Origin of the sequence: Nocardia sp. CA-145437 (assembly GCF_050956485.1) — a bacterium.
In the GTDB taxonomy this organism is placed as follows: domain Bacteria; phylum Actinomycetota; class Actinomycetes; order Mycobacteriales; family Mycobacteriaceae; genus Nocardia.
The window spans coordinates 6,389,048-6,412,970 of the sequence record NZ_CP191204.1 but is presented as its reverse complement, the minus strand read 5'-3'; the positions used below and the strand labels follow the sequence as shown (position 1 = coordinate 6,412,970).

Annotated in this window: 22 protein-coding genes; 11 read left to right on the top strand and 11 right to left on the bottom strand. The window is 69.5% G+C overall.

Features of this window, described 5'->3' with window-relative positions:
• Positions 1 to 352: 352 nt before the first annotated feature.
• The 3 genes from ACQPYY_RS29860 to ACQPYY_RS29850 form a co-directional block, all read right to left on the bottom strand.
• Positions 353 to 592: a hypothetical protein gene (locus ACQPYY_RS29860; protein WP_433591836.1), complete on the bottom strand. Its 240-nt coding sequence runs from the start codon at positions 590 to 592 to the stop codon at positions 353 to 355.
• Between the two features lie 58 nt (positions 593 to 650).
• A complete protein-coding gene (locus ACQPYY_RS29855; RefSeq protein ID WP_379095733.1) occupies positions 651 to 1,211 on the bottom strand; it encodes a TetR/AcrR family transcriptional regulator in 561 nt (186 codons plus the stop codon).
• A 179-nt stretch (positions 1,212 to 1,390) separates the two neighbouring features.
• On the bottom strand, positions 1,391 to 2,119 hold the full coding sequence (locus tag ACQPYY_RS29850) for a uracil-DNA glycosylase (RefSeq protein ID WP_379092862.1): 729 nt from the start codon (positions 2,117 to 2,119) through the stop codon (positions 1,391 to 1,393).
• 119 nt (positions 2,120 to 2,238) lie between these two features.
• Between ACQPYY_RS29850 and ACQPYY_RS29845 the strand changes: the two genes are divergently transcribed.
• From ACQPYY_RS29845 to ACQPYY_RS29815, 7 genes are all read left to right on the top strand, one after another.
• Positions 2,239 to 2,913 carry a trimeric intracellular cation channel family protein gene (locus tag ACQPYY_RS29845; RefSeq protein ID WP_379092865.1) on the top strand — a complete coding sequence of 225 codons (675 nt, stop codon included), beginning with the start codon at positions 2,239 to 2,241 and terminating at the stop codon, positions 2,911 to 2,913.
• A 105-nt stretch (positions 2,914 to 3,018) separates the two neighbouring features.
• Complete coding sequence (locus ACQPYY_RS29840; RefSeq protein WP_213559389.1) at positions 3,019 to 3,462, top strand: GyrI-like domain-containing protein; 444 nt, start codon at positions 3,019 to 3,021, stop codon at positions 3,460 to 3,462.
• Complete coding sequence (locus tag ACQPYY_RS29835; RefSeq protein ID WP_357280559.1) at positions 3,459 to 3,893, top strand: effector binding domain-containing protein; 435 nt, start codon at positions 3,459 to 3,461, stop codon at positions 3,891 to 3,893. The genes ACQPYY_RS29840 and ACQPYY_RS29835 overlap by 4 nt, the downstream gene beginning before the upstream one ends.
• Before the next feature lie 249 nt (positions 3,894 to 4,142).
• Positions 4,143 to 4,892 carry a hypothetical protein gene (locus tag ACQPYY_RS29830; RefSeq protein WP_433591835.1) on the top strand — a complete coding sequence of 250 codons (750 nt, stop codon included), beginning with the start codon at positions 4,143 to 4,145 and terminating at the stop codon, positions 4,890 to 4,892.
• A 2-nt stretch (positions 4,893 to 4,894) separates the two neighbouring features.
• Positions 4,895 to 7,042: an Rv1355c family protein gene (locus ACQPYY_RS29825; RefSeq protein WP_433591834.1), complete on the top strand. Its 2,148-nt coding sequence runs from the start codon at positions 4,895 to 4,897 to the stop codon at positions 7,040 to 7,042.
• A gap of 64 nt (positions 7,043 to 7,106) precedes the next feature.
• Positions 7,107 to 8,930 carry a putative bifunctional diguanylate cyclase/phosphodiesterase gene (locus tag ACQPYY_RS29820; protein WP_433594764.1) on the top strand — a complete coding sequence of 608 codons (1,824 nt, stop codon included), beginning with the start codon at positions 7,107 to 7,109 and terminating at the stop codon, positions 8,928 to 8,930.
• 129 nt (positions 8,931 to 9,059) lie between these two features.
• Positions 9,060 to 9,959: an SDR family oxidoreductase gene (locus ACQPYY_RS29815; protein ID WP_433591833.1), complete on the top strand. Its 900-nt coding sequence runs from the start codon at positions 9,060 to 9,062 to the stop codon at positions 9,957 to 9,959.
• A gap of 67 nt (positions 9,960 to 10,026) precedes the next feature.
• Here the strand turns inward: ACQPYY_RS29815 and soxR are convergent, their stop codons facing one another.
• Entirely contained in the window at positions 10,027 to 10,536 is a 510-nt protein-coding gene (gene soxR, locus ACQPYY_RS29810; RefSeq protein WP_379092879.1) for a redox-sensitive transcriptional activator SoxR, read from the bottom strand.
• 126 nt (positions 10,537 to 10,662) lie between these two features.
• Between soxR and arcA the strand changes: the two genes are divergently transcribed.
• Positions 10,663 to 11,889: an arginine deiminase gene (arcA, locus tag ACQPYY_RS29805; RefSeq protein WP_433591832.1), complete on the top strand. Its 1,227-nt coding sequence runs from the start codon at positions 10,663 to 10,665 to the stop codon at positions 11,887 to 11,889.
• Positions 11,890 to 11,896: 7 nt separating this feature from the next.
• Positions 11,897 to 12,271 (top strand): GntR family transcriptional regulator, encoded by a 375-nt coding sequence (locus ACQPYY_RS29800; protein WP_357280540.1) that lies wholly within the window; start codon positions 11,897 to 11,899, stop codon positions 12,269 to 12,271.
• Between the two features lie 29 nt (positions 12,272 to 12,300).
• Here ACQPYY_RS29800 and ACQPYY_RS29795 read toward each other — a convergent pair whose 3' ends face one another.
• On the bottom strand, positions 12,301 to 13,908 hold the full coding sequence (locus tag ACQPYY_RS29795) for a dolichyl-phosphate-mannose--protein mannosyltransferase (protein ID WP_433591831.1): 1,608 nt from the start codon (positions 13,906 to 13,908) through the stop codon (positions 12,301 to 12,303).
• A gap of 138 nt (positions 13,909 to 14,046) precedes the next feature.
• Between ACQPYY_RS29795 and rsmI the strand changes: the two genes are divergently transcribed.
• Together rsmI and ACQPYY_RS29785 are read left to right on the top strand one after the other, a co-directional pair.
• Complete coding sequence (gene rsmI / locus ACQPYY_RS29790) at positions 14,047 to 14,901, top strand: 16S rRNA (cytidine(1402)-2'-O)-methyltransferase (protein WP_379092888.1); 855 nt, start codon at positions 14,047 to 14,049, stop codon at positions 14,899 to 14,901.
• A 109-nt stretch (positions 14,902 to 15,010) separates the two neighbouring features.
• Positions 15,011 to 16,243 carry a cytochrome P450 family protein gene (locus ACQPYY_RS29785; RefSeq protein WP_433591830.1) on the top strand — a complete coding sequence of 411 codons (1,233 nt, stop codon included), beginning with the start codon at positions 15,011 to 15,013 and terminating at the stop codon, positions 16,241 to 16,243.
• On the opposite strand, the gene ACQPYY_RS29780 is transcribed toward ACQPYY_RS29785, so the two are convergent.
• From ACQPYY_RS29780 to ACQPYY_RS29755, 6 genes are all read right to left on the bottom strand, one after another.
• Positions 16,144 to 18,492, bottom strand: a complete 2,349-nt coding sequence (locus ACQPYY_RS29780; RefSeq protein ID WP_433591829.1) for an MMPL family transporter — start codon at positions 18,490 to 18,492, stop codon at positions 16,144 to 16,146. The genes ACQPYY_RS29785 and ACQPYY_RS29780 overlap by 100 nt on opposite strands.
• Positions 18,493 to 18,602: 110 nt before the next feature.
• On the bottom strand, positions 18,603 to 19,787 hold the full coding sequence (locus tag ACQPYY_RS29775) for a peptide synthetase (RefSeq protein ID WP_379092897.1): 1,185 nt from the start codon (positions 19,785 to 19,787) through the stop codon (positions 18,603 to 18,605).
• A gap of 30 nt (positions 19,788 to 19,817) precedes the next feature.
• Positions 19,818 to 20,858, bottom strand: a complete 1,041-nt coding sequence (locus ACQPYY_RS29770; RefSeq protein WP_433591828.1) for an NAD-dependent epimerase/dehydratase family protein — start codon at positions 20,856 to 20,858, stop codon at positions 19,818 to 19,820.
• A gap of 70 nt (positions 20,859 to 20,928) precedes the next feature.
• Positions 20,929 to 21,198 carry a hypothetical protein gene (locus ACQPYY_RS29765; RefSeq protein ID WP_379092903.1) on the bottom strand — a complete coding sequence of 90 codons (270 nt, stop codon included), beginning with the start codon at positions 21,196 to 21,198 and terminating at the stop codon, positions 20,929 to 20,931.
• Positions 21,195 to 23,015: a fatty acid CoA ligase family protein gene (locus ACQPYY_RS29760; RefSeq protein WP_433591827.1), complete on the bottom strand. Its 1,821-nt coding sequence runs from the start codon at positions 23,013 to 23,015 to the stop codon at positions 21,195 to 21,197. The genes ACQPYY_RS29765 and ACQPYY_RS29760 overlap by 4 nt, the downstream gene beginning before the upstream one ends.
• Positions 23,012 to 23,923: a hypothetical protein gene (locus tag ACQPYY_RS29755; protein WP_433591826.1), complete on the bottom strand. Its 912-nt coding sequence runs from the start codon at positions 23,921 to 23,923 to the stop codon at positions 23,012 to 23,014. Before ACQPYY_RS29755 ends, ACQPYY_RS29760 begins: the two co-directional genes overlap by 4 nt.

Sequence of the window (23,923 nt, the reverse complement as noted above, 5' to 3'; positions counted from 1 at the left end):
ATTAGCAGGTGGGGTGGGGAGTCGGCGAATCGGCTGGTTGGGAGGGGTTTCTTGGGGTGGTGATGGGGAGGTGGGCGGGTGTTCCCGGCTGGGGAAGAGCGGTGGAAGGGGCTGCGCGGGGGATGTTGGAGGGGCCGGGTGGGCGCAGTTTGGAGGCGGGGAGGTGTTGGGTGTGGGGCTGGGCGGGTGGAGACGATTTGGGTGGTGGTGGAGAGCTTGGCGGGGGTGTGCGGGTTTCTGGTGGCGGGCTGGGGGGGACTGGGGGTGATGGAATGGGTACGCGGTGGAATTCGCGGCGGGGGTGGAGGTGGTTCGGGCGCAGGTGATTCCGTTGCTGCCGGGGGTGGGCGGGCTACGGTTGCTGGGTTTGTGGGATGAATTCCTGTCCGGCGAACGGAAATTCGAATCCGGGCCGGTGTTGATTCATGTTGATATGAGCATTGGTCATGTGCTCGGGGCGGGCGCTGGAGCGGAATTCGTTCGACGCGTACGGGAATGCGGCGGGGAGGCGTTGGGCGATCGGCTCGTTGTCGAACTTTGCTTCGGGGAGAAGTCCGATCGGGCGTTCGACATAGTGCACGCCATCGCTCACGATCTGCCCGAATTCCGGGAGAACGTGAGCGCATCGCGGGCCGCACAGGTCCGAACGGTCAGGCCGGTTCGCTGTAGGAGTCGAGGACTCGCAGGAACAGGTCGATCCGGTACTCGCGGACCGCGGGGTTGTCCGGCTCCAGCAGGCATTGGGCCAGGGTGCCGTCGTGTACGGCCACCAGCGCCCGGCCCAACGCGGCCGGATCGGGCACTCGCCGGGCATTGCGCCGCATGAGCGCCACCACCACCGGGGTGAGCGCCGCCGCGATCGCCTCCTCACGCGCCACCATCACCTGCCGCAGATCGGGATTGCGGAGGGCGTGCGCGGTGAACTCCGAGGTGATCCGAAACCACTTGTCGTCCACCGGAACCGCGGTGAGGACCTGTTCCACCGCTCGCCGGGGATCGTTCGCCACCGAGCCGGGCGCGTCGAGCACCGCCGCCGCCTCGGCCAGCATCAGCGCCGACCGCTGCTCCCACATGGCGAGGAACAGCTCCTCCAGCGAGGTGAAGTTCGAGTAGAACGCGCCCCGCGTGAACCCGGCCCGCTCACACACCTGCTCGACCGAGCACCGGCCGAAACCCTCCTCGGCGAACGCCTCGAACGCCGCGTCCAGCAGCCGCTGCCGGGTCTCGGCCCGCCGCGGCCGGACGCCGTTCCCGCCACCCCGGACGGTCGCGCCGCCCTGCCCGGATTCGTCATCGGCCCTGCTCACGACCGTATCCTAGCCGGTCCGCCCAACCTGCCCGGTTCGCCGAGTGGCACACCCTGGCGGGAGTTTCGGACAAAACCCCTCCGTCATGTGCCACTCGGCGGTTGGGGGAGGCCGGCGGCGTGTGCGGCGTCGCGGAGTACCTGCTGCAGCATTTCGGGGGTGAGGCGGCCGGTGAAGGTGTTTTGCTGGGATGGGTGGTAGGCGCCGAACAGGTGGATCGGGGATCGGGCGGGGGTGGCGCCGTTCAGTTCGATGTGCGCGCCGTGGCCGAAACGGGGCTTGGGTTTGGGTACCGCCCAGCCGGATTCGGATAGGGCGGGGAGCAGGGCCTGCCAACCCCAGCCGCCGAGCACCACGATCGCGCGCAAGGTCGGCGCCAGCAGCGTCAATTCGGTGGTGAGCCAGTGGCGGCAGGTGTCGCGTTCCAGGGGCGTCGGCTTGTTGTCGGGCGGCGCGCAGTGCACCGGCGCGGTCACGCGAGTTCCCAGCAAACGCAGACCGTCGTCCGCGGAGACACTGGTCGGCTGATTGGCCAGGCCGACCGCGTGCATGGCGGCGATGAGCACATCGCCGCTGCGGTCACCGGTGAACATGCGACCGGTGCGATTGCCGCCGTGCGCCGCGGGCGCCAGCCCCACCAGCAGCAGCCGGGCATCGGCCGGACCGAGCCCGGGAACCGGCTTGCCCCAGTAATTCTCGTCACTGAACGCGGCCCGTTTCTCGTGGGCGACCTGTTCGCGCCACGCCACCAGTCGCGGGCAGGCGCGACAGGCGGTCAGTTCCGCATCGAGCTGGGCAATTGTGCGGCACACCAGGCGACTCAATCACATTTCGGCCCGTACCGTGCGGCTGGGCGTCGGCACGGCGGACCGGGCATACTGAGCGCCGTTAGCGGAGAGTTAGCGACCCCAGGAAGGGAACCGGGCGTGCAATGAGTGATCTCGTCGAACTCGGCACCGCCGCCGACGCCGCGCAGAGCGCGGGAAACCTGATGGGAGTGTTCGCATTCGGTGTGTCGGGCGCGCTGCTCGCGGTGCGCCGCCGCTTCGACGTGGTCGGCATCGCGGCCTTGTCGGTGGCGACCGCGACCGGTGGCGGTGTGATCCGCGATCTGGTGATCGGCCGCACCCCGCCACGCGCCTTCGTCGACCTCTCCTACGCGGCGACGGCACTGCTGGCCGCGGTGCTGATCTTCTTCTGGCACCCGCCGGTCCGCCTGACTCGCACCCCGCTCAATGTCGCGGACGCGATCGGTCTCGGCATCTTCTGTGTGACCGGCACGGTCACCGCGTTCCAGCACGGCATGTCGGCGACCTCGGCCGCCGCGCTCGGTCTGGTGACCGCGGTCGGCGGCGGTGTGATCCGCGACGTGCTGGCCGGTGTCACACCGAGCGTCCTGAGTGACGGAGAGCTCTACGCGGTCCCCGCGCTGCTCGGATCCGCGGTGACCGCGACCCTGCTGCACTACGGCCAATACACCTACTGGACAGGCGCTTTGGCCGGTGCGGGCGCGGTCTCCCTGCGCCTGCTCGCGCTGTATCGGCACTGGCACGCACCCATGGCCCGCCCGCACCGCCGCCGCGAGGACGACCCCGCCGCCCGGTGAGACGAGCGCCTCTGTCGTGTCGCCCAGCACGGTTCCCGGCGATTGATAGCATGGCGAAGGCTTGGCCGACCGGCTGTGAATCACACCTCGAGAGAGTTCCTTCCCATGCAGTTCGAGATCGTCGAGCGGGACGAGACCTGGGTCGCCGGTTTACCGGTGCGCAGTCCCAAACGCGCCCTCGGTGAACTGCGCGATCACGACCTCGAGGTGGCCTGGGCCGCGGTCCTGCACCAGGACCTGGGCGGCCCCCTCGCCTCCGCCTACACCGACTACGCGGCCGAGCTGGGCACCTACAACACCCAGATCGTCGGCTACCAGTGCTCCTCCCTCGACGAGGTGACCCGCGGCCATCTGGTGGCCCGGCTCCCGCGCGGCACGTACGCCCGCTTCTCCTCGATCGGCAATTTCCCGCAGGTGATGACCGACCTGTGGACGCAGATCGCCTACGCCGAGGAGCACAACCAGATCAAGCGCATTCACACCGGTGATTTCGAGACCTACCCGCACGCGTACAAGATCGATCTGTACCTGGCGGTCGAGCCGTCATGACCTATTCGATCGTGGTCCGCCCCGGCGGCGTCTACGGCGGCCTGGTGGTTCCCCGGGTGCGCCCCAGCTTCAAGGTCTCCAACAGTGAGCTCATCGAGTTCCTGCGCGACCGCCTCCGCGACCGCGGCGCCACCCAGCGCCCCCTGGCCACGGTCTACGTCCCCGACCCCGCCGGCAACTACAACGTCCTGGTCTCCTACGAATACCCCGGCCCCGACGAAGCCCCCACCGGCGACATCCTCATCCGCGTCCCCAAGGGCGTCTACGCCCGCTTCAGCCCCAACGGCGACTACCACGACCCCGTCGAGGACGTCTGGGCCCAGGTCGACGACGCCACCGCCTCCGCCGAGATCACCCGCGCCTACCGCGAGGAGATCGAGATCTGGCACGGCCCGTCCGAACTGGAGCTGTTCATCTCCATCCTGGTCTGATAGCCGGTTGTTAACTGATTGAGAACCAACCGGTCTTGTCGCAGGTTTTCATGACTGATAGCAATGGTTTGACCTGGCGGGATTTCTTTACGACCATTCGGGTTTCGGAAGATTTGCCGGACGCCTGGACAATTTCTGCCCCCTGGCGGATACTCCCCTAGGCGCCTTCGTCCGTCGGTCGTGGATGCACGACCGTATCGGGCGAAGGCGCAGCAGTCGCGCGGGTCGTTTTTAGTGGAGTGGAACTGTATGGCAGTCGAACCGATCGAGCGCGTACCGGAGGGAAGTCCTGGTCACGGCATGCTTCGATTTCAGGAGTCGCGAACGGGATTCACGATCTTGGTCGGCCCTCCGGAGGCCGACCCGGATCTGTGGCGCCGAAACATGGACGGCGCGCTCGCGGCCTATCGGCGGTTCGGCTCCGAGGAAGCACTCGAGTACGACAAGGTGATCGACGGCGTCACCACATCGCTGTTCCTCGTGGCGCTCGATCCCGAGGGCCGGGTGGTCGCGGGAGTGCGGGCGGAGGGCCCGCACAAGCAGGTCGACGAGATGCGTGCTGTCGCGAGCTGGGAAGGGCTGGAAGGTGACTCGGCTTTCCGGCACCTGATCGCCGAGCAGATCCCCCGCGGTGTGATCGAGTGCAAGGCCGGCTGGGTGGACCGTGATTCCGAACACCGCCACGCGCTGGCCGATTGGATGTCGCGGGCCTGCGTTCATGCCGCGCTGCTACTCGGCGTCCGCTACATCGGTTCGCATTCTCCGGAGCACGCGTTGAATCTCTATCGCAGCAGCGGGGCGAATGTGGCGTGGTGGATTCCGCCGTCATCGTATCCGGATGATCGTTACCGGACCTTCGCGATCTGGTGGGATATGGATACATATGCTTCCGTGGCAACCGAATCGCAAGCGCGAATGATCGAGATCGAATTGTCCCAATTGCGGGAGAATGGTCTGTTGCCGCGCATTGACTGGGCGCCGGCCCAAGGGCTGGCGTAATCATGATCGAAAACGGCGGATCGGACGAGCATTATCGCCCGATACTGCTCGATGAATCCGATCCGGAGCAGGCCACCCGGCTTGCCGAGTTGTTGTCGGATTCGACGATCGAGGTCCGGGACCTGCGAGCCGGTCTGCGTGCCGAGTTCGCGAGTCTGGTTGCGCCGCCGAAAATATCCGATTCACCGGATTTGGAGCGGTGGGCGTATTACCCCTGGCGCCGTGCTGTCATCGCGCTGCCCGGTCCGGAACTGCTTCGCACCGTCCGGCTCGACCGGAATCGCAACAACCTGACTCGCGCGGAACAGGAGATCCTCGGCACCCAGGCCATCGGTGTGGTCGGGCAGAGCGTCGGTCACGCCGTGGCCCACGTACTCGCCATGGAAGGCACGTGCGGACTGCTGCGGCTGGCGGACTTCGACGCCGTCGAGCTCTCCAACTTGAACCGGCTCCCGGGCACCCTGTTCGACCTCGGAGCCAACAAGGCCGTGGTCGCCGCCCGCCGGCTCGCCGAGCTGGATCCCTACCTGCCCGTGGAGGTCTTCCCGACCGGGGTCGACGAGGAGAACATCGAAGCCTTTCTCGCCGGTCTGGACATCGTTGTGGAGGAATGCGATTCGTTCGACATGAAGCTCGCGGTGCGCGAGGGCGCCCGCCGCCTGAGGCTCCCGCTCGTGATGCATTCCAGCGATCGCGGGCTGCTCGATGTGGAGCGTTTCGACCTGGAACCGGAGCGGGAGCCGTTCCACGGCTTGTTGGGTGGCGTCACGGCCGCCGAACTGCGCGGACTGTCCACCCGCGACAAGACCCCGCTCATGGTCCGCGTTCTGGACGGCCGCAATCTGTCGGCCACGCTCGCGGCGAGCATGGTGGAGATCGGCGAGACTCTCAACAGTTGGCCACAATTGGCCTCCGACGTGCAGCTCGGCGGCTCCAATGTGGCCGCGGCGGTGCGCCGGATCGGACTGGGTCAGAAGCTGAGGTCCGGGCGCACGCGCGTCGACATCGAAAAGAGCCTCGACGAGATCGTCGAGCCCGAGTTCCGGGACGAACTGGTGTGGCCGGACGGACCGGACGAGCCGGGACCCCGGTCCGGCATCGAGGCCGTGCTCGAATGCGCGCAGCGGGCGCCCTCGGGTGGCAATGTCCAGCCGTGGACGCTTCGCGCCGACACGGCCGAGGTGACCATCGCCCTCGCGCCCGAGCGCTCCTCGATGATGGATATCGGCGGTCGGGGCAGTGCGCTCGCGGTCGGAGCCGCGCTGTTCAACGCGCGTGCTGCCGCTGCCGCGCAGGGGATGCTCGGCGAGAGCGAACTGCGGACCGGCGAAGCGGGACCGCTCACCGCCGTGATGCGGTTGGGCTCGGGTGCTGACCCGGAGTTGTCCCAGCACTATCGGGGGCTGCTCGATCGGCACACCAATCGTGGCGAGGGGACCGGCGCGCCGATCCCGGCCGAGGTCTTGGACGGACTCCGGGCCGTCGCGACCCGGGCGGGCGCGACGTTGCGCATGGTCACCGACCGCCACGGTATCGACTCCGCGGCGCGCATCCTGGCCGAATCCGAGCGGACGCGCTACCTGACCCGGGACATGCATGCCGAGATGACATCCGAGCTGCGATGGCCTGGCGACGATCTGCGAACCGGGATGGATCTGCGCACCCTGGGCCTTCGGCCGGACGGTTTGGCCAAGCTCGAGATCGCCATTCGCCCCGATGTGATGGCCCATCTGCGCTCCTGGTCGGGCGGTGCTGCCCTGGTGGAGGACACACTGACGAAGCTGCGATCCAGTTCGGCCGTCGCCGCGCTGACCTTCCCGCGCCCGGAATTGGACGGGCGATCCGAGCTCGTCGCATATGCCCAGGCAGGCGAGGCAATGCAGCGGGTATGGATTGCCGCCGAACGATCCGGACTCGCGGTTCAGCCGGTTTCGCCGGTATTCCTTTATGCCCGACGCCCCGGGGAACTACACGCGGTTTCCCCGGAGTTCGCCGATACACTAACGTCACTTCAGGGCAGCTTCCTGGAGCTGTTGGAAGTGCCTGGGCACGAAACGATGGCGCTGGTGCTGCGTCTCGGCTACGCGTCGGAACCTGCTGTTCGCAGCGGGCGACGTCCGATACCGAGTCTCGGCATGCGCGGCGAGTGAGATCGGAGACAAGGTGCCTCGGCGAACTCTCGACTCATTGGTGACCCAGGTCGCCTCGGAGTTGATGGCGGTCGATGCGTCCACGATGGCGGCCGCGAGTGAGCGTGTGCTGGCCTGGCTGGTGGAGCACTTCGATGTCGATTTCAGCTTCCTGCGTTTCACGGATGAGACCCGCGCGGCTTCGGTCCTGATCGCGGAGTGGCCGCATCGAACGATGCCCGCGGATATCGATCCCTTGCAGGTGGCCGACCTCGAGGATCCGACCGAGGCGTTGACACGGTTCGGCGAGACCGTCGAACCCATCATCATCAGGCCCATCCCCGAATTCGCCGACTATCAGCGACTGATTCACCAAGCCGCCGGAATCGAAGCCGTGTCTGCCGCCGCGGTGCCCCTGGTTTCCCGTGGCAAAGCGACCGGATTGCTCGGTTTCATCAAAGAGGGCGACCGCGAGTGGAGTACTCGCGAGCTCAATGTTCTCAAGGCGATCGCCGCCCTGTTCGCTCAGTTGCAGGCGCGCGTGGTGGCCGAGGAGCGGCTCAGATATATCGCCATGCACGACGATCTGACCGGGCTGGTGAACCGGCGCGCGCTGCTGGAGCACATGGAGGATCGGCTGCGGCCCGGTAATGCCGGGCCGGTGGCGACCTTCTTCCTCGATCTGGATCGGCTCAAGGCGCTCAACGACTTTTTGGGGCACACCGCGGGTGACAATTTCATCCGCTCGCTCTCGACCCGGTTACGCGAGAACCTGGATCCTGCCGACATGATCGCCCGCCTGGGCGGCGACGAGTTCGTGATCGTGCCCGCGAAGCCGATGGACGCGGAGTCGGCCGGGGCGGAGGCGACGCGGATTCAGCAGTTGATCGGGCGGCGGGTGACGGTGGGGGAGGAGACCGTCAGTCGCGGGGCGAGTGTGGGTGTGGCGCTGGGGATTCCGGGGGAGACCACGGTCGCCGATGTGCTGCGGCGGGCCGATCATGCCCTGTTGTCGGCGAAGTCCAGTGGCGGCAATGGGGTGGCTGTTTTCACCGATGCCATGCGGGCGCAGTTCGAGTTGCAGGACGACGTCGAGCTGAATTTGCGGAGCGCGGTGTCGGACGGGTCGCTGGTGCTGCACTATCAGCCCGAGGTGGATTTGCGGACGGGGCGGGTTGTCGCGTTGGAGGCGTTGGTGCGGTGGCAGCATCCGACGCGGGGGTTGTTGCCGCCGGGGGCGTTCGTGGGGGTGGCGGAGGCCACGAATCTGGCGGGGGAGCTGGGGCGGTGGGTGATCCGCACGGCCAGTGAGCAGTTCGCGTTGTGGCGGCGGCGGGGGCTGGCGTCGAATGTGGTGATCCGGATCAATGTGTCTCCGGTGCAGCTGGTTTCGCTGGACTTCGTGGAGACCATGGAGGGGATTCTGCGGCGGTACGGGATCGACGGGTCGTCGGTGTGCCTGGAGATCACCGAACATGTTGTGGTGCAGGATCTCGCGCGCACGCAGGTGACGTTGCGCGGGCTCAAGCGGATGGGCGTGCAGATCGCGATCGACGACTTCGGGACGGGGTATTCGTCGCTGTCGCATCTGAAGGCGCTGCCGGTGGACGCGGTGAAGATCGACCGCGGGTTCGTGCAGCGGCTGGGCGCCAGCGCGGATGATCTGGCTATCGTGAAATCGATTGTGGGGCTGGCTGGTTCGTTCGGTCTCGGCGTGGTCGGCGAGGGGGTGGAGACCACAGTGGCGGCGCGCACGCTGGTGGCGCTGGGCTGTTATCGGGCGCAGGGCTTCCTGATCGCGCGGCCGATGCCGGCCGAGGAGGTCGAGGAGCATCTGGCGGCGGGCCGGATCGCGCTGGATCTGGATCTGCCCGGTACCAGCCGGTCGGTCCTGCCGGGACCGTCCTGACCTGCCCGGAAATAATTCGAACCCCCGGGAAATCGGGGCGAAACCGGTACTCGTCCGACTCGCGAACACTATTGTTCGTGATGTAGCGTGCGGTTCTGACAGGGCTGTCGAAGTAAGGGATGGATCGGCGTGCGTGATCGTGGCCTGAGCGGCAAGAAGACTTTGATTACCGGCGCGGCGAGCGGCATCGGCCGGGCCACGGCGCTGGCGGCGGCCCGCAAGGGCGCCCGGCTGGTGCTCACCGACGTGAACGCCGAGGGGCTGGACGCCACCGTCGCATCCATCCGTTCCGGCGGCGGCGCCGTGGAGGTGGCCACCGCCCTCGACATCAGCGACTACGAGGCCGTCACCGCGTTCGCGGAGAAGGTGCACGGGCAGCTCGGCTCGCTCGACGTGGTGATGAACATCGCGGGCGTCTCCACCTGGGGCACCGTCGAGAACCTCGAGCACAAGCACTGGAAGCGCATGGTGGATGTGAACCTCATGGGTCCCATCCACGTGATCGAGAACTTCGTGCCGCCCATGGTCGAGGCCGGGCGGGGCGGGGCGCTGGTCAACGTGTCCTCCGCGGCCGGTCTGCTCGCGCTGCCCTGGCACGCCGCGTACAGCGCCGGCAAGTTCGGTCTGCGCGGCGTCTCGGAGGTGCTGCGCTTCGATCTGGCCCGCCACGACATCAATGTCCACCTGGTGGTGCCGGGCGCGGTCGACACTCCGCTGGTGCAGACCGTGGACATCGTCGGCGTCGACCGTGACGACCCGCGAATCCAGGCCTGGATCAAGCGCTTCCGCCGCCACGCCAAGTCGCCGGACGAGGTGGCCGAGACGATCCTGCGCGGCGTGGAGAAGGGCACCTACCTGATCCACACCCAGTTCGACATCCGCTTCGGCTACTGGTGGGCCCGCAAGTTCGCCTGGCCGTACGAGTTCGCCATGCGTCGCGCCAACGACCTGTTCACCACCTTCCTGCCCAGGCCGGAGTCGAAGTCCGGGCGGCAGGGCGAAGTGACGGGTGCGAACACGGCGGATTGACCGGCGGCGTCGGGCCGGGCGGTAGGCCGCACTCGCCGGACCCGGTGCGGCGGATCGGCCGACCGGGTCAGATCTGATCGGCGGTCGGCTCGCAGACGCCCGGCTTGGTGCAGTTCTCGGCCGCGTGCGTGTCGAGCACCCGCGCTCCCGGTCCCTCGTCGCCCAGGTGGTCGTGGGCATTGAAGATCTTGCACACGCCCAGCGACAGGCACCCGCAGCCGATGCATCCGGTGAGGTTGTCGCGCAGCCGCACCAGCTGTTCGATTCGGTCGTCGAGATCGGCGCGCCAGGTGGTGGACAGGGTCTCCCAGTCGCGACGGCTGGGGTTGCGCCCGTCGGGGAGGTTGTCGAGGGCGCGGCGGATCTCGGCGAGCGGTATGCCGACCCGCTGGGAGATGCGGATGAAGGCGACCCGGCGCAGGGTCTCGCGGGAGTAGCGGCGTTGGTTGCCGCTGGTCCGGCGGGCGCTGATCAGCCCTTCTCGTTCGTAGAAGTGCAAGGCGGACACCGATACTCCGGCTCGCTGGGCGAGCTGACCGGGGGTCAGCTCCTTCGCCTGCCACGACGCGGTCTGCATTCCTGAACATTACTCCAGGTTTCCGGCCGCGGCGACCCGGCGACCGGAGGATTCACCGGGGCGACTCGAGGTTTTCCCGGGTGCGAATTGCATGCCATCCGTGCCGCGGGCAACTACCGTCGTGTCATGGGAACAAAGGCCGCACCCACGGCGCGACCGTTTTCCGTGACCTCGGAGGTCGGCGCACTGCGCACGGTGCTGTTGCACCGCCCGGGCGACGAGCTGCGCAGGCTCACCCCGCGCAACAACGATCAGCTGTTGTTCGACGCCATTCCGTGGGTGGAGCGCGCCCAGCAGGAGCACGACATCTTCGCCGACGTGCTGCGTGGCCGCGGGGTCGAGGTGCTGCTGCTGGCCGATGTGCTCACCGAGACCATCCAGGGCAGCGGCGCCGCCCGGATCCAGGGTATTTCCGGGGCCGTGGACGCCCGCCGGCTCGGTCACGTGCTGGCCGACGAGCTGGCCGCCCACCTGCGCCGGGTGCCCGCCCCGGAGCTGGCGCAGATCCTGATGTCCGGCATGACATTCGACGAGCTGCCGTTCGGTCAGGACGCCACCTCGCTGGTGCGCCGCATGCATCACGGCCACGACTTCGTCATCGATCCGCTGCCGAACCTGCTGTTCACCCGGGACTCGTCGTTCTGGGTCGGCCCGCGCGTGGCGATCACCTCGCTGGCGCTGCCCGCGCGGGCCCGCGAAACCTCGCTCACCGACCTGATTTACGCCTTCCACCCCCGCTTCCTGGGTGTGCGCCGGGCCTACGAATCGCACACCGCCCCCATCGAGGGCGGCGACGTGCTGCTGCTGTCCCCGGGCGTGGTGGCGGTCGGGGTGGGTGAGCGAACCACCGCCGCGGGGGCGGAAGCGTTGGCGCGCAGTCTCTTCGAGGATGACCTGGCCCACACCGTGCTCGTCGTGCCGATCGCCCAGACCCGTGCGACCATGCATCTCGACACGGTCTGCACCATGGTCGACGTCGACGCCGTGGTCATGTATCCGGCGATCCAGGACGAATTGTGCGCCTTCACCATTCGTAAGGAGGAGGGTGGCGTGAGCATCTCCGGCCCCGACCCCTTCCTGCGGGTGGCGGCCGAGGCCATGGGCATCGGCAAGCTGCGGGTGGTCGACACCGGCCTGGACGGCGTCACCGCCGAACGGGAGCAGTGGGACGACGGCAACAACACCCTCGCCCTGGCCCCCGGCGTGGTGGTGGCCTACGAACGCAACGAGAACACGAACGCGCGGCTCGAAGACGCCGGAATCGAGGTGCTGCGCATCCCCGGCTCCGAGCTGGGTTCCGGCCGTGGCGGTCCGCGCTGCCTGTCCTGCCCGTTGTCGCGTGACGAGGTGTGATGAAGCCATGCTGGACATCCCGGTCGACCACCACTCGACGGTCCCGCCGTATGAGCAACTGCGCCAGGGCATCATCGCCCGGGTGCGCTCCGGTGAGCTCGCCGCGGGCACCAAGATCCCCACGGTCCGGGCGCTGGCGGCGACGCTGAAACTGGCCCCCAATACGGTGGCGCGCGCCTACCGCGAGCTGGAGCAGGACGGCATGCTCGAAACCCGCGGGCGGCTGGGCTCTTTCATCGCGTCCTCGGGCGACCCGACCCGCGACCTGGCGGGCCGCGCGGCCACCGAGTACGTGGCGGTGATCAGGCGACTAGGCCTGGACGACGATGCCGCTGAGCGCTATCTGCACGCCGCCCTCGGCGAAAACGACACGGCGCCATAGTTTCCGGCGGTCGACGCCGAGCGTCGGTCCTACCTCCAGCTGGGCAGCCACAGGTGGTCGTGCCAGTTGCCGGGTGTGATCGGCATACCGGTCAGGATCGGCCACAGCCAGATGAAATTGGCGATGACCAGCGCCAGGTACAGGCACACCAGCAGCAGCCCCAGCCCCTGTCGTTCACTGGGCGGGGTGAACATCTGCCAGCCCGGCGCGCCCGAGAGCCGCCGTCCGCTGGGCGGCGCGTGGCCGAGGATGTCGCCGAGCGCCAGCGCCACGCCCATGGCGAGGAACGGGGCCAGCGGCACCGCGTAGAAGAAGTACATCTGCCGGTCCAGGTCCAGGAACCAGGGCAGGATTCCCGCCCCGTACCCGACCAGGACGGCGGCGTAGCGCCAGTCGCGCCGCACGATGCTGCGCCACAGCGCCCACCCGAGCATGGGGAAGACCACCCACCACAGCGCGGGCGTGCCGATCGCCATGACCGCCTTGACGCAGGCGGCCTGCCCGCAGCCGCTGACATTGGTGTCGGCGTAGTAGTAGAGCATCGGCCGCAGTCCCATGGGCCAGGTCCACGGCTTGGATTCCCACGGATGGTGATTGCCCGCGGAGTTGGTGAGTTCCTTGTGGAAGTTGAGGACTTCGCCGCCGTAGTACCAGAGTCCGCGCAACGCGCCGGGCACCCACGAGAAGTCCCCGCCGCGACCGACCTTCGACCCGACCGCGTACCGGTCGTAGCTGGTCTCGCTGGCGAACCAGCCCCAGAAGGACATGAGGTAGACGAACACCGGTACGACCATCAGCGCGTAGACGGTGGGCCCGAGGTCGCGCCGGGCCACGCCCTCCCAGGGCTTCTTCACCCGATACCCGCGTCGCGCGGCCAGGTCGAACGCCAGTGACAGCGCCGCGAACCCGACGATCCAGTACGCGCCGGACCATTTGGTGCCGCAGGCCAGTCCGAGCATGAGGCCCGCGCCGAACCGCCACCAGCGCACGCCGAACCGCGGCCCGTATTCGGTGTCGTCGATGCGTCCCTCGGCGGCGACCAGCGCGATGCGGGCGCGGATGTCGTCGCGGTCCACCACCAGGCAGCCGAAGGCCGCGGTGACGAACAGCGCCTGGAAGATGTCGAGCATGCCGATGCGCGAGGACACGAAGGTGAGTCCGTCGCAGATCAGCACGATGCCCGCGAACGCGCCGATCAGGGTGGATCGGGTCATCCGCCGCACGATGCGGATCACCAGCAGCACCAGCAGCGTTCCGGAGACGGCGGCCGTGAACCGCCAGCCCCACGGCCCGTATCCGAAGATGGCCTCGCCGAGCGCGATCATCTGCTTGCCGACCGGCGGGTGCACCACCAGCCCGTAGGCCGGGTTGTCCTCGACGCCGCCGTTGGTGAGCACCTGCCAGCCTTGCGGCGCGTAGTGCTTCTCGTCGAAGACCGGCGTGTGCAGGTCGGTCGGATAGTTCAGCAGCAGGAACCGGGTGATGCCCGCGATCGCGGTGAGGAACAGCGTGACCACCCAGCCCCGTGCCCAGTCCGTGGGCCCGAAATCGGGTGAGGGCGCCAGCGGAGCGGGACTCGACAGCGCCGCCGTCTCCGCCTGAACCGCTGACGGTCGCACGTCGGTTACCTGGGTCACGCCGTCGATCGTAAGCGGTCGCGCCCCTCGAGTCGCCTTCCGGTGAGCCGCCGCCACTCCGGTGGCGGCCCCCGGCCGGGGTTCGCGCGCCCGCGCCGGTAGGTTCGGCGGGTGTCTCGGAGTGGAACAGCGGAACAGATGAGCGCCGGGTCCGGTGCGCCGGGCCGGCTGGTCCTGGCGGCGACGCCGATGGGCGATATCGGTGACGCCTCGCGGCGATTGCGGGACGCGCTCGCCACCGCCGACATCGTGGCGGCCGAGGACACCCGGCGGACGCGGTCGCTGGCGAAGGCGCTCGAGCTGGAGATCTCCGGCCGGGTGGTGAGCTTCTACGACCACGTGGAGACCGCGCGCATCCCGATGCTGCTCGAGGAGATCGAGTCCGGGAAGACGGTGCTGCTGGTCACCGACGCGGGCATGCCGTCGGTGAGCGATCCCGGTTATCGGATGGTGGCGGCGTGCGTGGAGCACGGCCTGCCGATCACCTGCCTGCCCGGGCCGTCCGCGGTCACCACCGCGCTGGCCCTGTCCGGCCTGCCCGTCGAACGCTTCTGTTTCGACGGGTTCCCGCCCCGCAAGTCCGGGCAGCGCAAGGAGTGGCTGCGCACGCTGACCTCGGAAGCCCGCGCGGTGGTGTTCTTCGAGGCCCCGCACCGGCTCGCCGACTGCCTGGCCGACGCGGTCGAGGTGCTCGGCCCGACCCGGCGCGCCGCGGTCTGCCGGGAGCTCACCAAGACCTACGAGGAGGTCGTGCGCGGCACGCTGGCGGAGCTGGCCGCCTGGGCCGTCGAGGGGGCGCGCGGTGAGATCACCGTGGTTCTCGAAGGCGCGCAGCCCGTTTCGGCCGAGCCCGCCGATCTGGTCGGCCAGGTCGAAGCCCTGATCGAGTCGGGGCTGCGGTTGAAGGACGCGTGCGCGGAGGTGTCCGCCGCCACCGGGGCGTCGCGTCGCGAGCTGTACGACGCGGTGCTGGCGTCTCGTTCCGCCGAATAGCACTGTGCGGGTCGGTGTTCGGACCGCGATTGTCTGGCCAGTGTGCCCACTGGAAGGGGTGCGCCGATGCCGCGCCCGGCCCGGCGGGCCGCTGTTACAGTCCCCGTTCATGGTGCATGAGACGGCCGCTCCGGCAAGTGAATTGGTGCTGGAACCGTTCGAGTTGAGCGACGATTTCTATCAGCGGCCGCACGACGCGTACGACCTGTTGCGGGCGCGCGGCGCGGCGCATTTCGTGCGCTTCCCCGACGGCGGGACCGGTTGGCTGGTCACCGATTACGAGGCGGCGAAGGCCGTCTTCCTGGATCCCGCCGTCAGCAAGGCCCTCACATCGCCGGGCGCGCAGGCCGCGCTCGGTGGTGATGCCGGCGGCGCGGCCATGTTCGGCGACATGATGCTGTTCTACGACCCGCCGGAGCACACCCGGCTGCGGGCGCTGGTGAATCGCGCGTTCAGTGGTCGCGCGGTGCGCGAACTGGCGCCGCGCATCACCGAATTGGCCGACGGTCTGCTGGCCGGGCTGGCCGAGGACGCCGCGACCGAGCAGGATCTGCTGGACCGCTACGCGTTCCCGCTGCCCATGCTGGTGATCTGTGAACTGCTGGGCGTGCCCAACGCGGACCGCGACAGCTTTCGCGCCTGGTCCACGACCCTGGTCTCCAATGACGAGACCCCCGAGGCCCGTGGCGCCGCCGTCGGCCAATTCCTCGGCTATATCGACGGATTGATCCGCGCCAAGCAGCAACTGCCCGCCGATGACCTGCTGTCCGAACTGATCTCGGCCAGTGAGGACGGCGACCGGCTCTCCCAACGCGAGCTGATCAGCATGGTGTTCCTGCTGCTGATCGCGGGTTTCGAGACCACCGTGAACCTGATCTCCAATGCCGTCGCGATCCTGTTGACCGACAACGGAGTCCGGGCCGCTCTCGCCGCGGACCCGGGCCGGATGGCGGATTTCGTGGAGGAAGTCCTGCGCTTCGAGTCCCCGGCCGGCGAGGGCACCTTCCGCTACACGACCGCCCCGGTCACCGTCGGCGGCATCGAAATCCCCGCGGGTCAGCGGGTTCTGGTGTCGATGGCCGCCGCCGACCGCGACCCGTCGCGCTTCGACGACCCGCACCGGGTGGACCTGGACCGCGCCGACAAGAACCATCTCGCCTTCGGCTACGGCGTCCACCGGTGCGTCGGCGCTCCGCTGGCGCGCATGGAGGGTGGGGTCGCGCTGACCCGCCTGCTCGCGGCCTACCCGGACCTGGTGCTCGCGACCGACGCCGAATTGTCCTGGCGCAAGTCGCTGATCGTGCGGGGACTCACCGCGCTGCCGGTCCGCCTCCGTCCCTGACCCGGGGTCCACCAGTTGGCGGGCCCCATCAGTTTCACCAGCGCCGGGACCAGCAGCATGCGGACCAGGGTGGCGTCGATGATCAGCGCGATCACCATGCCCAGGCCGAGGAACCGCATGGGCGTGAGCGGCGACAGCGTGAACGCGCCGGTGATGAGCACGAGCAGCGTCGCGGCGGCGGTGATCACGCGCGCGGTCCGCACGGTTCCGACGCGCACCGAGGTCTCGGTGTCCGCGCCCGCGTCGTGCGCTTCCACCATGCGCGACAGCAGGAACACCTCGTAGTCGGTGGAGAGCCCGAACACGACCGCGATGATGAGGACCATCATCCCCGCGGACAGCGGGCCGACGCTGACGTGCAGCGCACCCGCCAGATGCCCCTGATCGAAGATCCAGGTGAGCACGCCGAAGGTGGCGGCCAGGCTGAGGAAGGCCATGAGGACGGCCTTGAGCGGCAACACGATCGAGCGGAACGCCACCGCCAGCATGAGCAGCGTGACGGCCACCATGACCGCGATCATGAGCGGGAGCCGATCGAGCACCGCCGCGATGCTGTCGACCGTGGTGGCGCTCTCGCCGCCGACCCGCAGCTCGAGTCCGTCCGGATGCAGGTCCCGCAGGTCGCGCACGATGTCCTGGGCGCGCGGTGAGCGGTCCGGGGCGGCGAGCGCGGCGTGCACGATGACGGTGTCGTCGCGGGTATCGAGGGCCAGCGCCTGCCGGACTCCGGACACGCCGCCGATCTCCCGCAGCGCGCGGCTGACCACGGCCTGAGTCGGTGTGCCGCCGCCGGTTTCGCGGACCAGGATGGTGGCCCCGCTATTGGCGGCGGGGAAGTGCGCCGTCAGTTCCTCGACGGCGACCCGCGTTTCATTGCCCGCGGGCAGGGCGGTGTGGTCGATGTCGCCGAGCCGGACACCGGTCAGCGGCGCGGCCAGCACCAGCAGGATCGCGCCGACGGCGGGGGCGATCACGCCCGGCCGCCGCATGACCGCGGTGACGACGCCACCCCAGAACCGTTGCGCCCGAGCCTCGGAACGATCGAAGGCGTCCGCGCGCCAGCTCCACTTGCCGATCCGCGGACCGAGCAGCGCCAGTATGGCGGGCAGCGCGGTCACCGACAGCGCGGCGGCCAGCCCCACCGCCGCGATCGCCCCGATCCCGAGCGAACGCAGCACCGCCAGCGGGAAGACGAACGTCCCCGCGAACGCGCACATGAGCAGCAGCGCCGAGAACAGCACCGTGCGCCCGGCCGTGCCCAGCGTGCGGGTCACCGCCGCCTCCACGCCGGTTCCGCGCGCGAGTTCCTCCCGGAACCGTCCGACGATGAAAAGCCCGTAGTCGATGGCCAATCCGAGGCCCAGCAGCGACACCACGTTCATGGCGAACACGCTGACCTCGGTGAGCCTCGCGATCAGCCCGACCGCGCCCAGCGCCCCGATCACCGCCAGGGTGCCGATCGCCACCGGCAGCGCGGCGGCCACCACACCGCCGAACACCAGAACCAGCACCAACGCCGTCAAGGGGATCGAAATGGATTCGGCCAGTACCAGATCGTCCCGTGATTGCGTGCTGATCGTGTCGGCGAGCGCGCTGTACCCGGTCAGCTTGGTGTCGAGCCCGTCGACCCGCAGCGCGGCAGCGATTCTCGGATACTCGGCCACCCGCTGGTTGTCGTCGCCCGCCGAGAACACCACGGCGACCGCCTGCCGCCCGTCGGCCGACCGCAGATACTGCGATCGCGCACTGCTCCAATAGCTTTCGACGGGCCGCCGCAACAGCGCCGGGTCGATGGACGCGATGGCCGCCGTCACCCGTGGCCCGATATCCGCCAGCGACTGCCCTTCGGGCGCGGTGTACACGGCGATGACATCCGGATTCTGCGGCCCGAGCCGCTCGGTGACCCAGGCGTCCACCTCCGTGGATTCACTGCGCGGCACCACGAATCCCGCCGAACTCACCCGCTGCTGCAGTCCGGTCGCGAACACCCCGCAGGCCAGTGCGAACAACACCGCCACCACCAGCACGGTCTTCGGCCGGGCGACCACCACGCGCGCCCACGCGGCGACGAGACCGCCGACCGCCGCCTGATCACCGGATGCCACGCCACCGCGCGATTGTCCGCCGGCCGCCCCGGATTCGGTTGTGGCCGAGTAGTCGGTCGGCTGGGCGGGCCCGCCGGTGGCGCCGGGCGAGTCGCCCTCGATCCCAGCTCCGGTGGCCTCGGTGGAATTGCCGGTGGTGGTCATGGGCACTCCGATCCTGTTGTGCGCGAGCGGGTGAGCGCGGCGGGCCGGGCACTGTGGCCAGGCCGGACGCGCTCGGCGGCGTCGCCGCTACACCCCGGTGGGCTCGGTCCCTAGTTGTGAGCGGTCGACGGTTGCTGGGCGAGTTCGCTTTCCAGCGTCCGGACGATGCGGTCCAGTAGTGCGTCCAGGCGTTCGGGCACGCCGCGGCCGCTGCGCGCGGAGACGGTGAGCTCGGTGCGGCCGCCGCATTCGGTCATGCCGATGAGCAGTGGCATGGCGACGCTGTGCTGCGGCATCACCTTGATGGCGGTGGGTGCGAAACCGGGGACGGCGAGGGCGTCGAGGTCGTAGCGGCCCATGTGGGAGACGGTGGCGGAGGCCAGGTTCAGGCCCGTCCGCGAGCCCAGGGCGTTGAGGACGCGCAGCAGTCCGCGTCCGGCGGCCTGCGGCAGGTACTTCAGCCCGCCGTTGTCCATCTGGTTCAGTTCGCGGTTCTCCGCGAGCCCCGCGCGCTTGATCTCGTTGAGCTGCCGCCAGTCCATGCCCGGCCGCGCGTCCAGGAACAGCGGCAGCGCGAGATTCGCGGTCGACCGCAGCTCCGGGTCGTGGCGTCGGATGTCGACGGGGATCATGATCCGCGAGACGGGCCCGCCCTCATCGGCCAGCATGGCCGCCACCCGCATCAGCGTGCCCGGCCCGGTCGCGTGAATGGTCCTGGTGCGCAACAGATGCCGGTGCTCGCCACGCTCCTGGCGGCCGTGTCCGGTCGCCGACCGGAAGCGCGGCAGCATGAGGGTGGGCCGCCCGGGCGCGCCGATCCGCTTCACCAGTTCGGCGTCGGCGATCGGGTCGGCCGCGCCCACCGGCTCCTCGCCGCGCAGCGCCCGCAGCACGTCGGTGGTCCACATGACCATGCCCATGCCGTCCATGACGCCGTGGAACACCCGGAAGACCAGGGCGGTGGTCGTGCCGGTGAGCAGCAGCACCTCCACCGTGGCGTCCGGGGTCGGCCCGATCGGGCTGGTCAGCACCGGATCCGCTTCCAGCGCGGGGTAGCGCAGCGTGTGCTCGACCACGCGCACGCCGGGTGCGCGTCCGCTGTCCACCCAGTGGCGGCCGTCGCGCACCAGGCGCGCGCCCGGGTTCGCGGCGGCGGCGGTGGCGACCGCGCGCCGCAGCGTCTCCGGGTCGATGCTGCCCGTGCCCTCCACCACCAGTTGCATGAGGAACGGCGGAGCCAGATCCCGCATCGGGAAGTAGATGAGTTCGGTGGGGGAGATGGGACGGCGGAACATGGGTCTACCTGCCTGGATCGTCTCGATGCGTTAGATCTGCGCGTTCAATGCCACCGCGCCGCCCTGGCTTTCGAGCCAGGTCAGGAAACCGGCCAGGCCGGTCTCGCGGTCCACGATCGGCCGGTAGCCGAGATCGCGGGCGGCGGCGGAGGTGTCGTAGGTCGCGGTGCGGGTCATCAGCGCGACCACGTACCGGGACAGCGGCGGCGACCATCGGGTGGCGACGAACGGTACGCGCCAGACGGTTTCGATGGTGGCCACGATCGCGGCGAGGACCTTCGGATTCGGCTGCCGGGTCGGCTTCGGGTAGCCGAGACCGGTGGCCACCTCGCCGAGGAAGCCCCACACGTCGGTGCGTTCGGCGTCGGCGACGAAATACGCCTTGCCGCCGGCGTTCTCGCTGCGCGCGGCCAGCACGCAGGCCTCGGCGATATTGTCCACGTGACACAGCGAGGCGTACACGTGCCTGCCGTAGGACAGGTCCGGCAGCGACCCTTCGCCCGCCCGGCCCAGCAGCCGCACGATCGGCCCGGACCGGTCGCCCGCGCCCCAGATGGCGCGCGGCCGCAGCGCACACGTGGTGAACCCGTCCGTATTCGAGGCCAGGACCAGGCGTTCGGCCGCGGCCTTGGTCTCGGAGTAGTGGTTCAGGTAGCGGCTCGGGTACGGCACCGATTCGTCGATATCGACCTGATCGCCGCCGTCGCGGTCCATGAGCGCGCTCGGGCTGGACACGAACACGAACCGCGCAGCGCCATTGCGCTTCGCCGCCCGCAGCAGATTCTCGGTGGCCGTGACGTTCTCGGCGACGAACTGGTCGCGCGTGCCGCGATCGTCCACCCGTGCGGCGCTGTGGAAGACCACGTCCACGCCCTTGGTGGCGCGGTCCAGGGACCCCTGATCGGTGAGGTCGCCGGTGACGACCTCCACCCGATCCAGCACCTCCGACAGATCGCGCAGGTTGCTGGTCGGCCGGGCCAGAATGGCCACCTCGTAGTCGCCGTCGCGGACCAGGCGGCGCACCAGCGCCCCGCCCAGGAATCCGGAAGCGCCCGTCACCAATGCCTTCACGCCCTGTCCTTTCCGCGTGCCCGGGAGCGCTGCGTGGTCATGCACGCTGCCTGCTCCGCGCCTGACCCGGTCATGCGGCCTCCTGCGTCTTCCACCAGGTGATCCCGAAGATCTGGGTCATGGCCGCCGTCTTGACCGGCGAGTGCCCGCTGTCCGCGGTGGCGCGCAGGGCGGCCGGGATCTGGGCCGCGTGCACCACGACGCTCAGGAACGCGTCGATCCAGAACACCGCGCGCAACAGCCGGTTCTCCGGGGCGCGATCCCCCGCCGCGAGCAGCACGCCCACGGCGAGATACAGCCAGCCCAGCACCGGAATCGCCCGTAGTACCAGCACCTTCATCGTCGTTCGTCCTTTCCGAGCCGCTCCGCCGCCCAGACCGCGAGCTGCTCGCGGCCGATCTTGGCATTGTGTCGGATATCGACCGGGAACTTCGGGTGGAACAGGAACGTGGAAACCGCTGCGGTGACCGTGAATTCGGCCGCCCGCGCGCGCAGCCCGGCCGTCACGGCCGCGGGATCCGCGCCCGGTACGGTCTCGACGCACAGCACCGGCCGCTGCGCGCCCCGCTCGCCCACGCCGACCAGCGCGGTCCGGGCCACGCCGGGCACGGCGTTGAAGACCTGCTCCACCTGCACCGAGAACATGGGTCCCGCGGCGGTCTGCAGCCGCTGACTCTTGCGTCCGCAGAACCAGATCCGGCCCTCGCCGTCGATACGGGCCAGGTCGCCGGTGCGATGCCACACCGTCTCACCGTCCTGGATCTTGCCCGCCGCGTTCGCCGACTCCGGCCAGTAGTAGCGGGTGCTCACGTTCGGCCCGGCCACCACCAGTTCGCCGATGCCGCGGGTGGCGGCCAGCTCGGTCTCGCGGGCCTGCGCGTGCGCCCAGGTCGGGATCGGGTCGTCGGTGATGGCGACCAGCCGCGCGCGCACCCCTTCGGCGGGACGGCCCACACAGGTGCCCTCGCCGAGGCGGGCGCGATCGGCCGGACCGGCCAGCAGCTCGCGGGATTCGATGGTGGACATGGGCAGCGCCTCGGTGGAGCCATACCCGGCGTACACCTCCGCGTCCGCGGGCAGCACCCGGCGCAGCCCGGCGATGCAGGTGTCCGGGACGGGCGCGCCGCCGGAGAAGATGCTGTGCAGCGTCGGCACCGGCGTCCGGTGAGTCTCCAGGTGCCGCAGCAGCGGGATCAGCACGGCCGGGGAGGCGAACATGGTCTTCACCCCGAACCGGTTGATCGCGTCCACCACGTGCGCGGGATCGGTGGAACCGACCTTGCTGGGCACCAATGGCGGCAGCACACACCGGGATCCGAGGAGCATGTCGAGAATGCCGACCAGCGGCAGCGTGATCAGCGAGGTGCCCGGCTCCACCCGGCCGCGGGCGGCGTGCACCTGCTCGACCATGGCGCTGAGATTGCCGTGCGTCATCTCCACCGCCTTGGCGGGGCCGGTCGAGCCGGTCGTGTAGGCGATGAGCAGCACCTCGTCGGCGGGCGCGGGCACCCGCTCACGCAGGGTGAAGGCGTCGAACGGGGCGCGGTGCTCACCGGACGGCCGCCGCGAGTCGGCGACGGAGGCGAGCAGTTCCTCCAGTCGCGCAGCCACTTTCGCGCCGACCGGACCGGCGGCGTCGCTGCGGAACCGGGTGCCGAACCGGCTCGCCGTCACCGGGGCGTCCCAGCTGCGCAGGGTCGGCCCGCCCCAGAACCAGCGCGGGCCCACGGTCAGCGTCACCCGCACATTGCGGAAGTACTTGGCGAACAGCACCCGCGCCGCGTGCGCCTGCGGGATGCCGATGAACGCCTCCGCGTTCGCCGCGCGCAGGCAGTTGAGCATCTTGCGCACACCCATGCCCGGATCGATCACGACCGGGATGGCGCCGATCTTCAACAGCCCCAGCATGATCGCGTACAGCTCCGGACTGGGCAGCACCAGCACGATGGTGCGGGTGCCGCGGCCCACCCCGGCGGCGGCCAGGTGCAGGCCGATGGTGTCGGACCACTCGTCGAGCTCGCGGTAGGTGAGGTGGCGGTAGTCCGGCAGGCCGGAGGCGGTCTTCCCCGCGGGGTAGATCACCGCCTCACGGTCCGGATCGGCGGCCACCACCGCACGGAAGCGGTCGATGGCCTGCCAATAGGTCGCGGTGGTCACGCCGCGGCCCCGACCACGGCGGGTAGGCGGTACACGACGGCGGCCGCCGACGGGCCCGCGCCCGCCGCCACGAACAGCACATCGCGGTACCCGGTCAGCGATTCCGCCTGGGCGGCAGCGTGATACGCCAGCGACAGCGACGCGGTGTGCGGGTCGCCCTGGGACAGGTCCGGGAGGAACACCGCGTCCGGGGCGATGCCCAGCTCCTCGGCCAGGCGGGCCGGGAAGTCGTCGCTCGGGGTGGCGGCGATCAGGGCGGTGGTGGTCTCCTCCACGTCACCGCCCGCGAGGGCGGCGCGGGCGGCGTCGGCGGCGACCGTGAGCAGCCGGTCCAGGTAGTCCGGCTCACGGTCCACCGTCATCAGGCCGCGGCCGCGGTCGCCCATGGTCTCGGTGTCCACGTACGACTCCAGGCCGGGGGTGCCCGCGGCGGCCCGGGTGTGCACCTGGCCGAAGCCCTCGGGCTCGCCGGTCTGCTCCAGCAGGAGCGCGGCGCCGGCGGTGGCGTAGGGGAATTCGTCGTCGGCGGCCGCGCGGGTCATCGACGGGTGGGTGTCACCGGAGACGATCAGCACGTGCTCGGCGCTGCCGGTCGCCAGCACCGCCTGGGCCACCTGCACGGCATTGAGCACGCTGGTGCCGGCGTTCATCAGGTCGAAGGAGAAGGACCGGGGGTCCTCCTTCACGTAGTCGAGGCCGATGCCCGCGGCCTTCTGGATCAACGCCGAGACGGCGGGCTCGACGGTATTGCTGTCGCGGAAGATGCCCGCGTTGATCATGACCCCGACCTGTCCGGGCTCCACCCCGGCGCTCTCCATCGCCCGGCGCGCGGCCCGGCCGCTGAGCTCCACGATGCTGAAAGTGTCGGTGTCCCGGGCGATTCCGGTGGATTTGATGCGCACACCCAT

What these genes read in the sequence shown, in the direction of transcription:
- ACQPYY_RS29845 (WP_379092865.1), top strand. Translation starts at nt 2,239, where the DNA reads ATGAGTGATCTCGTCGAACTCGGCACCGCCGCCGACGCCGCGCAGAGC.
- ACQPYY_RS29840 (WP_213559389.1), top strand. Translation starts at nt 3,019, where the DNA reads ATGCAGTTCGAGATCGTCGAGCGGGACGAGACCTGGGTCGCCGGTTTA.
- ACQPYY_RS29835 (WP_357280559.1), top strand. Translation starts at nt 3,459, where the DNA reads ATGACCTATTCGATCGTGGTCCGCCCCGGCGGCGTCTACGGCGGCCTG.
- ACQPYY_RS29830 (WP_433591835.1), top strand. Translation starts at nt 4,143, where the DNA reads ATGGCAGTCGAACCGATCGAGCGCGTACCGGAGGGAAGTCCTGGTCAC.
- ACQPYY_RS29825 (WP_433591834.1), top strand. Translation starts at nt 4,895, where the DNA reads ATGATCGAAAACGGCGGATCGGACGAGCATTATCGCCCGATACTGCTC.
- ACQPYY_RS29820 (WP_433594764.1), top strand. Translation starts at nt 7,107, where the DNA reads ATGGCGGTCGATGCGTCCACGATGGCGGCCGCGAGTGAGCGTGTGCTG.
- soxR (WP_379092879.1), bottom strand. Translation starts at nt 10,536, where the DNA reads ATGCAGACCGCGTCGTGGCAGGCGAAGGAGCTGACCCCCGGTCAGCTC.
- arcA (WP_433591832.1), top strand. Translation starts at nt 10,663, where the DNA reads ATGGGAACAAAGGCCGCACCCACGGCGCGACCGTTTTCCGTGACCTCG.
- ACQPYY_RS29800 (WP_357280540.1), top strand. Translation starts at nt 11,897, where the DNA reads ATGCTGGACATCCCGGTCGACCACCACTCGACGGTCCCGCCGTATGAG.
- rsmI (WP_379092888.1), top strand. Translation starts at nt 14,047, where the DNA reads ATGAGCGCCGGGTCCGGTGCGCCGGGCCGGCTGGTCCTGGCGGCGACG.
- ACQPYY_RS29785 (WP_433591830.1), top strand. Translation starts at nt 15,011, where the DNA reads ATGGTGCATGAGACGGCCGCTCCGGCAAGTGAATTGGTGCTGGAACCG.
- ACQPYY_RS29780 (WP_433591829.1), bottom strand. Translation starts at nt 18,492, where the DNA reads ATGACCACCACCGGCAATTCCACCGAGGCCACCGGAGCTGGGATCGAG.
- ACQPYY_RS29775 (WP_379092897.1), bottom strand. Translation starts at nt 19,787, where the DNA reads ATGTTCCGCCGTCCCATCTCCCCCACCGAACTCATCTACTTCCCGATG.
- ACQPYY_RS29765 (WP_379092903.1), bottom strand. Translation starts at nt 21,198, where the DNA reads ATGAAGGTGCTGGTACTACGGGCGATTCCGGTGCTGGGCTGGCTGTAT.
- ACQPYY_RS29755 (WP_433591826.1), bottom strand. Translation starts at nt 23,923, where the DNA reads ATGGGTGTGCGCATCAAATCCACCGGAATCGCCCGGGACACCGACACT.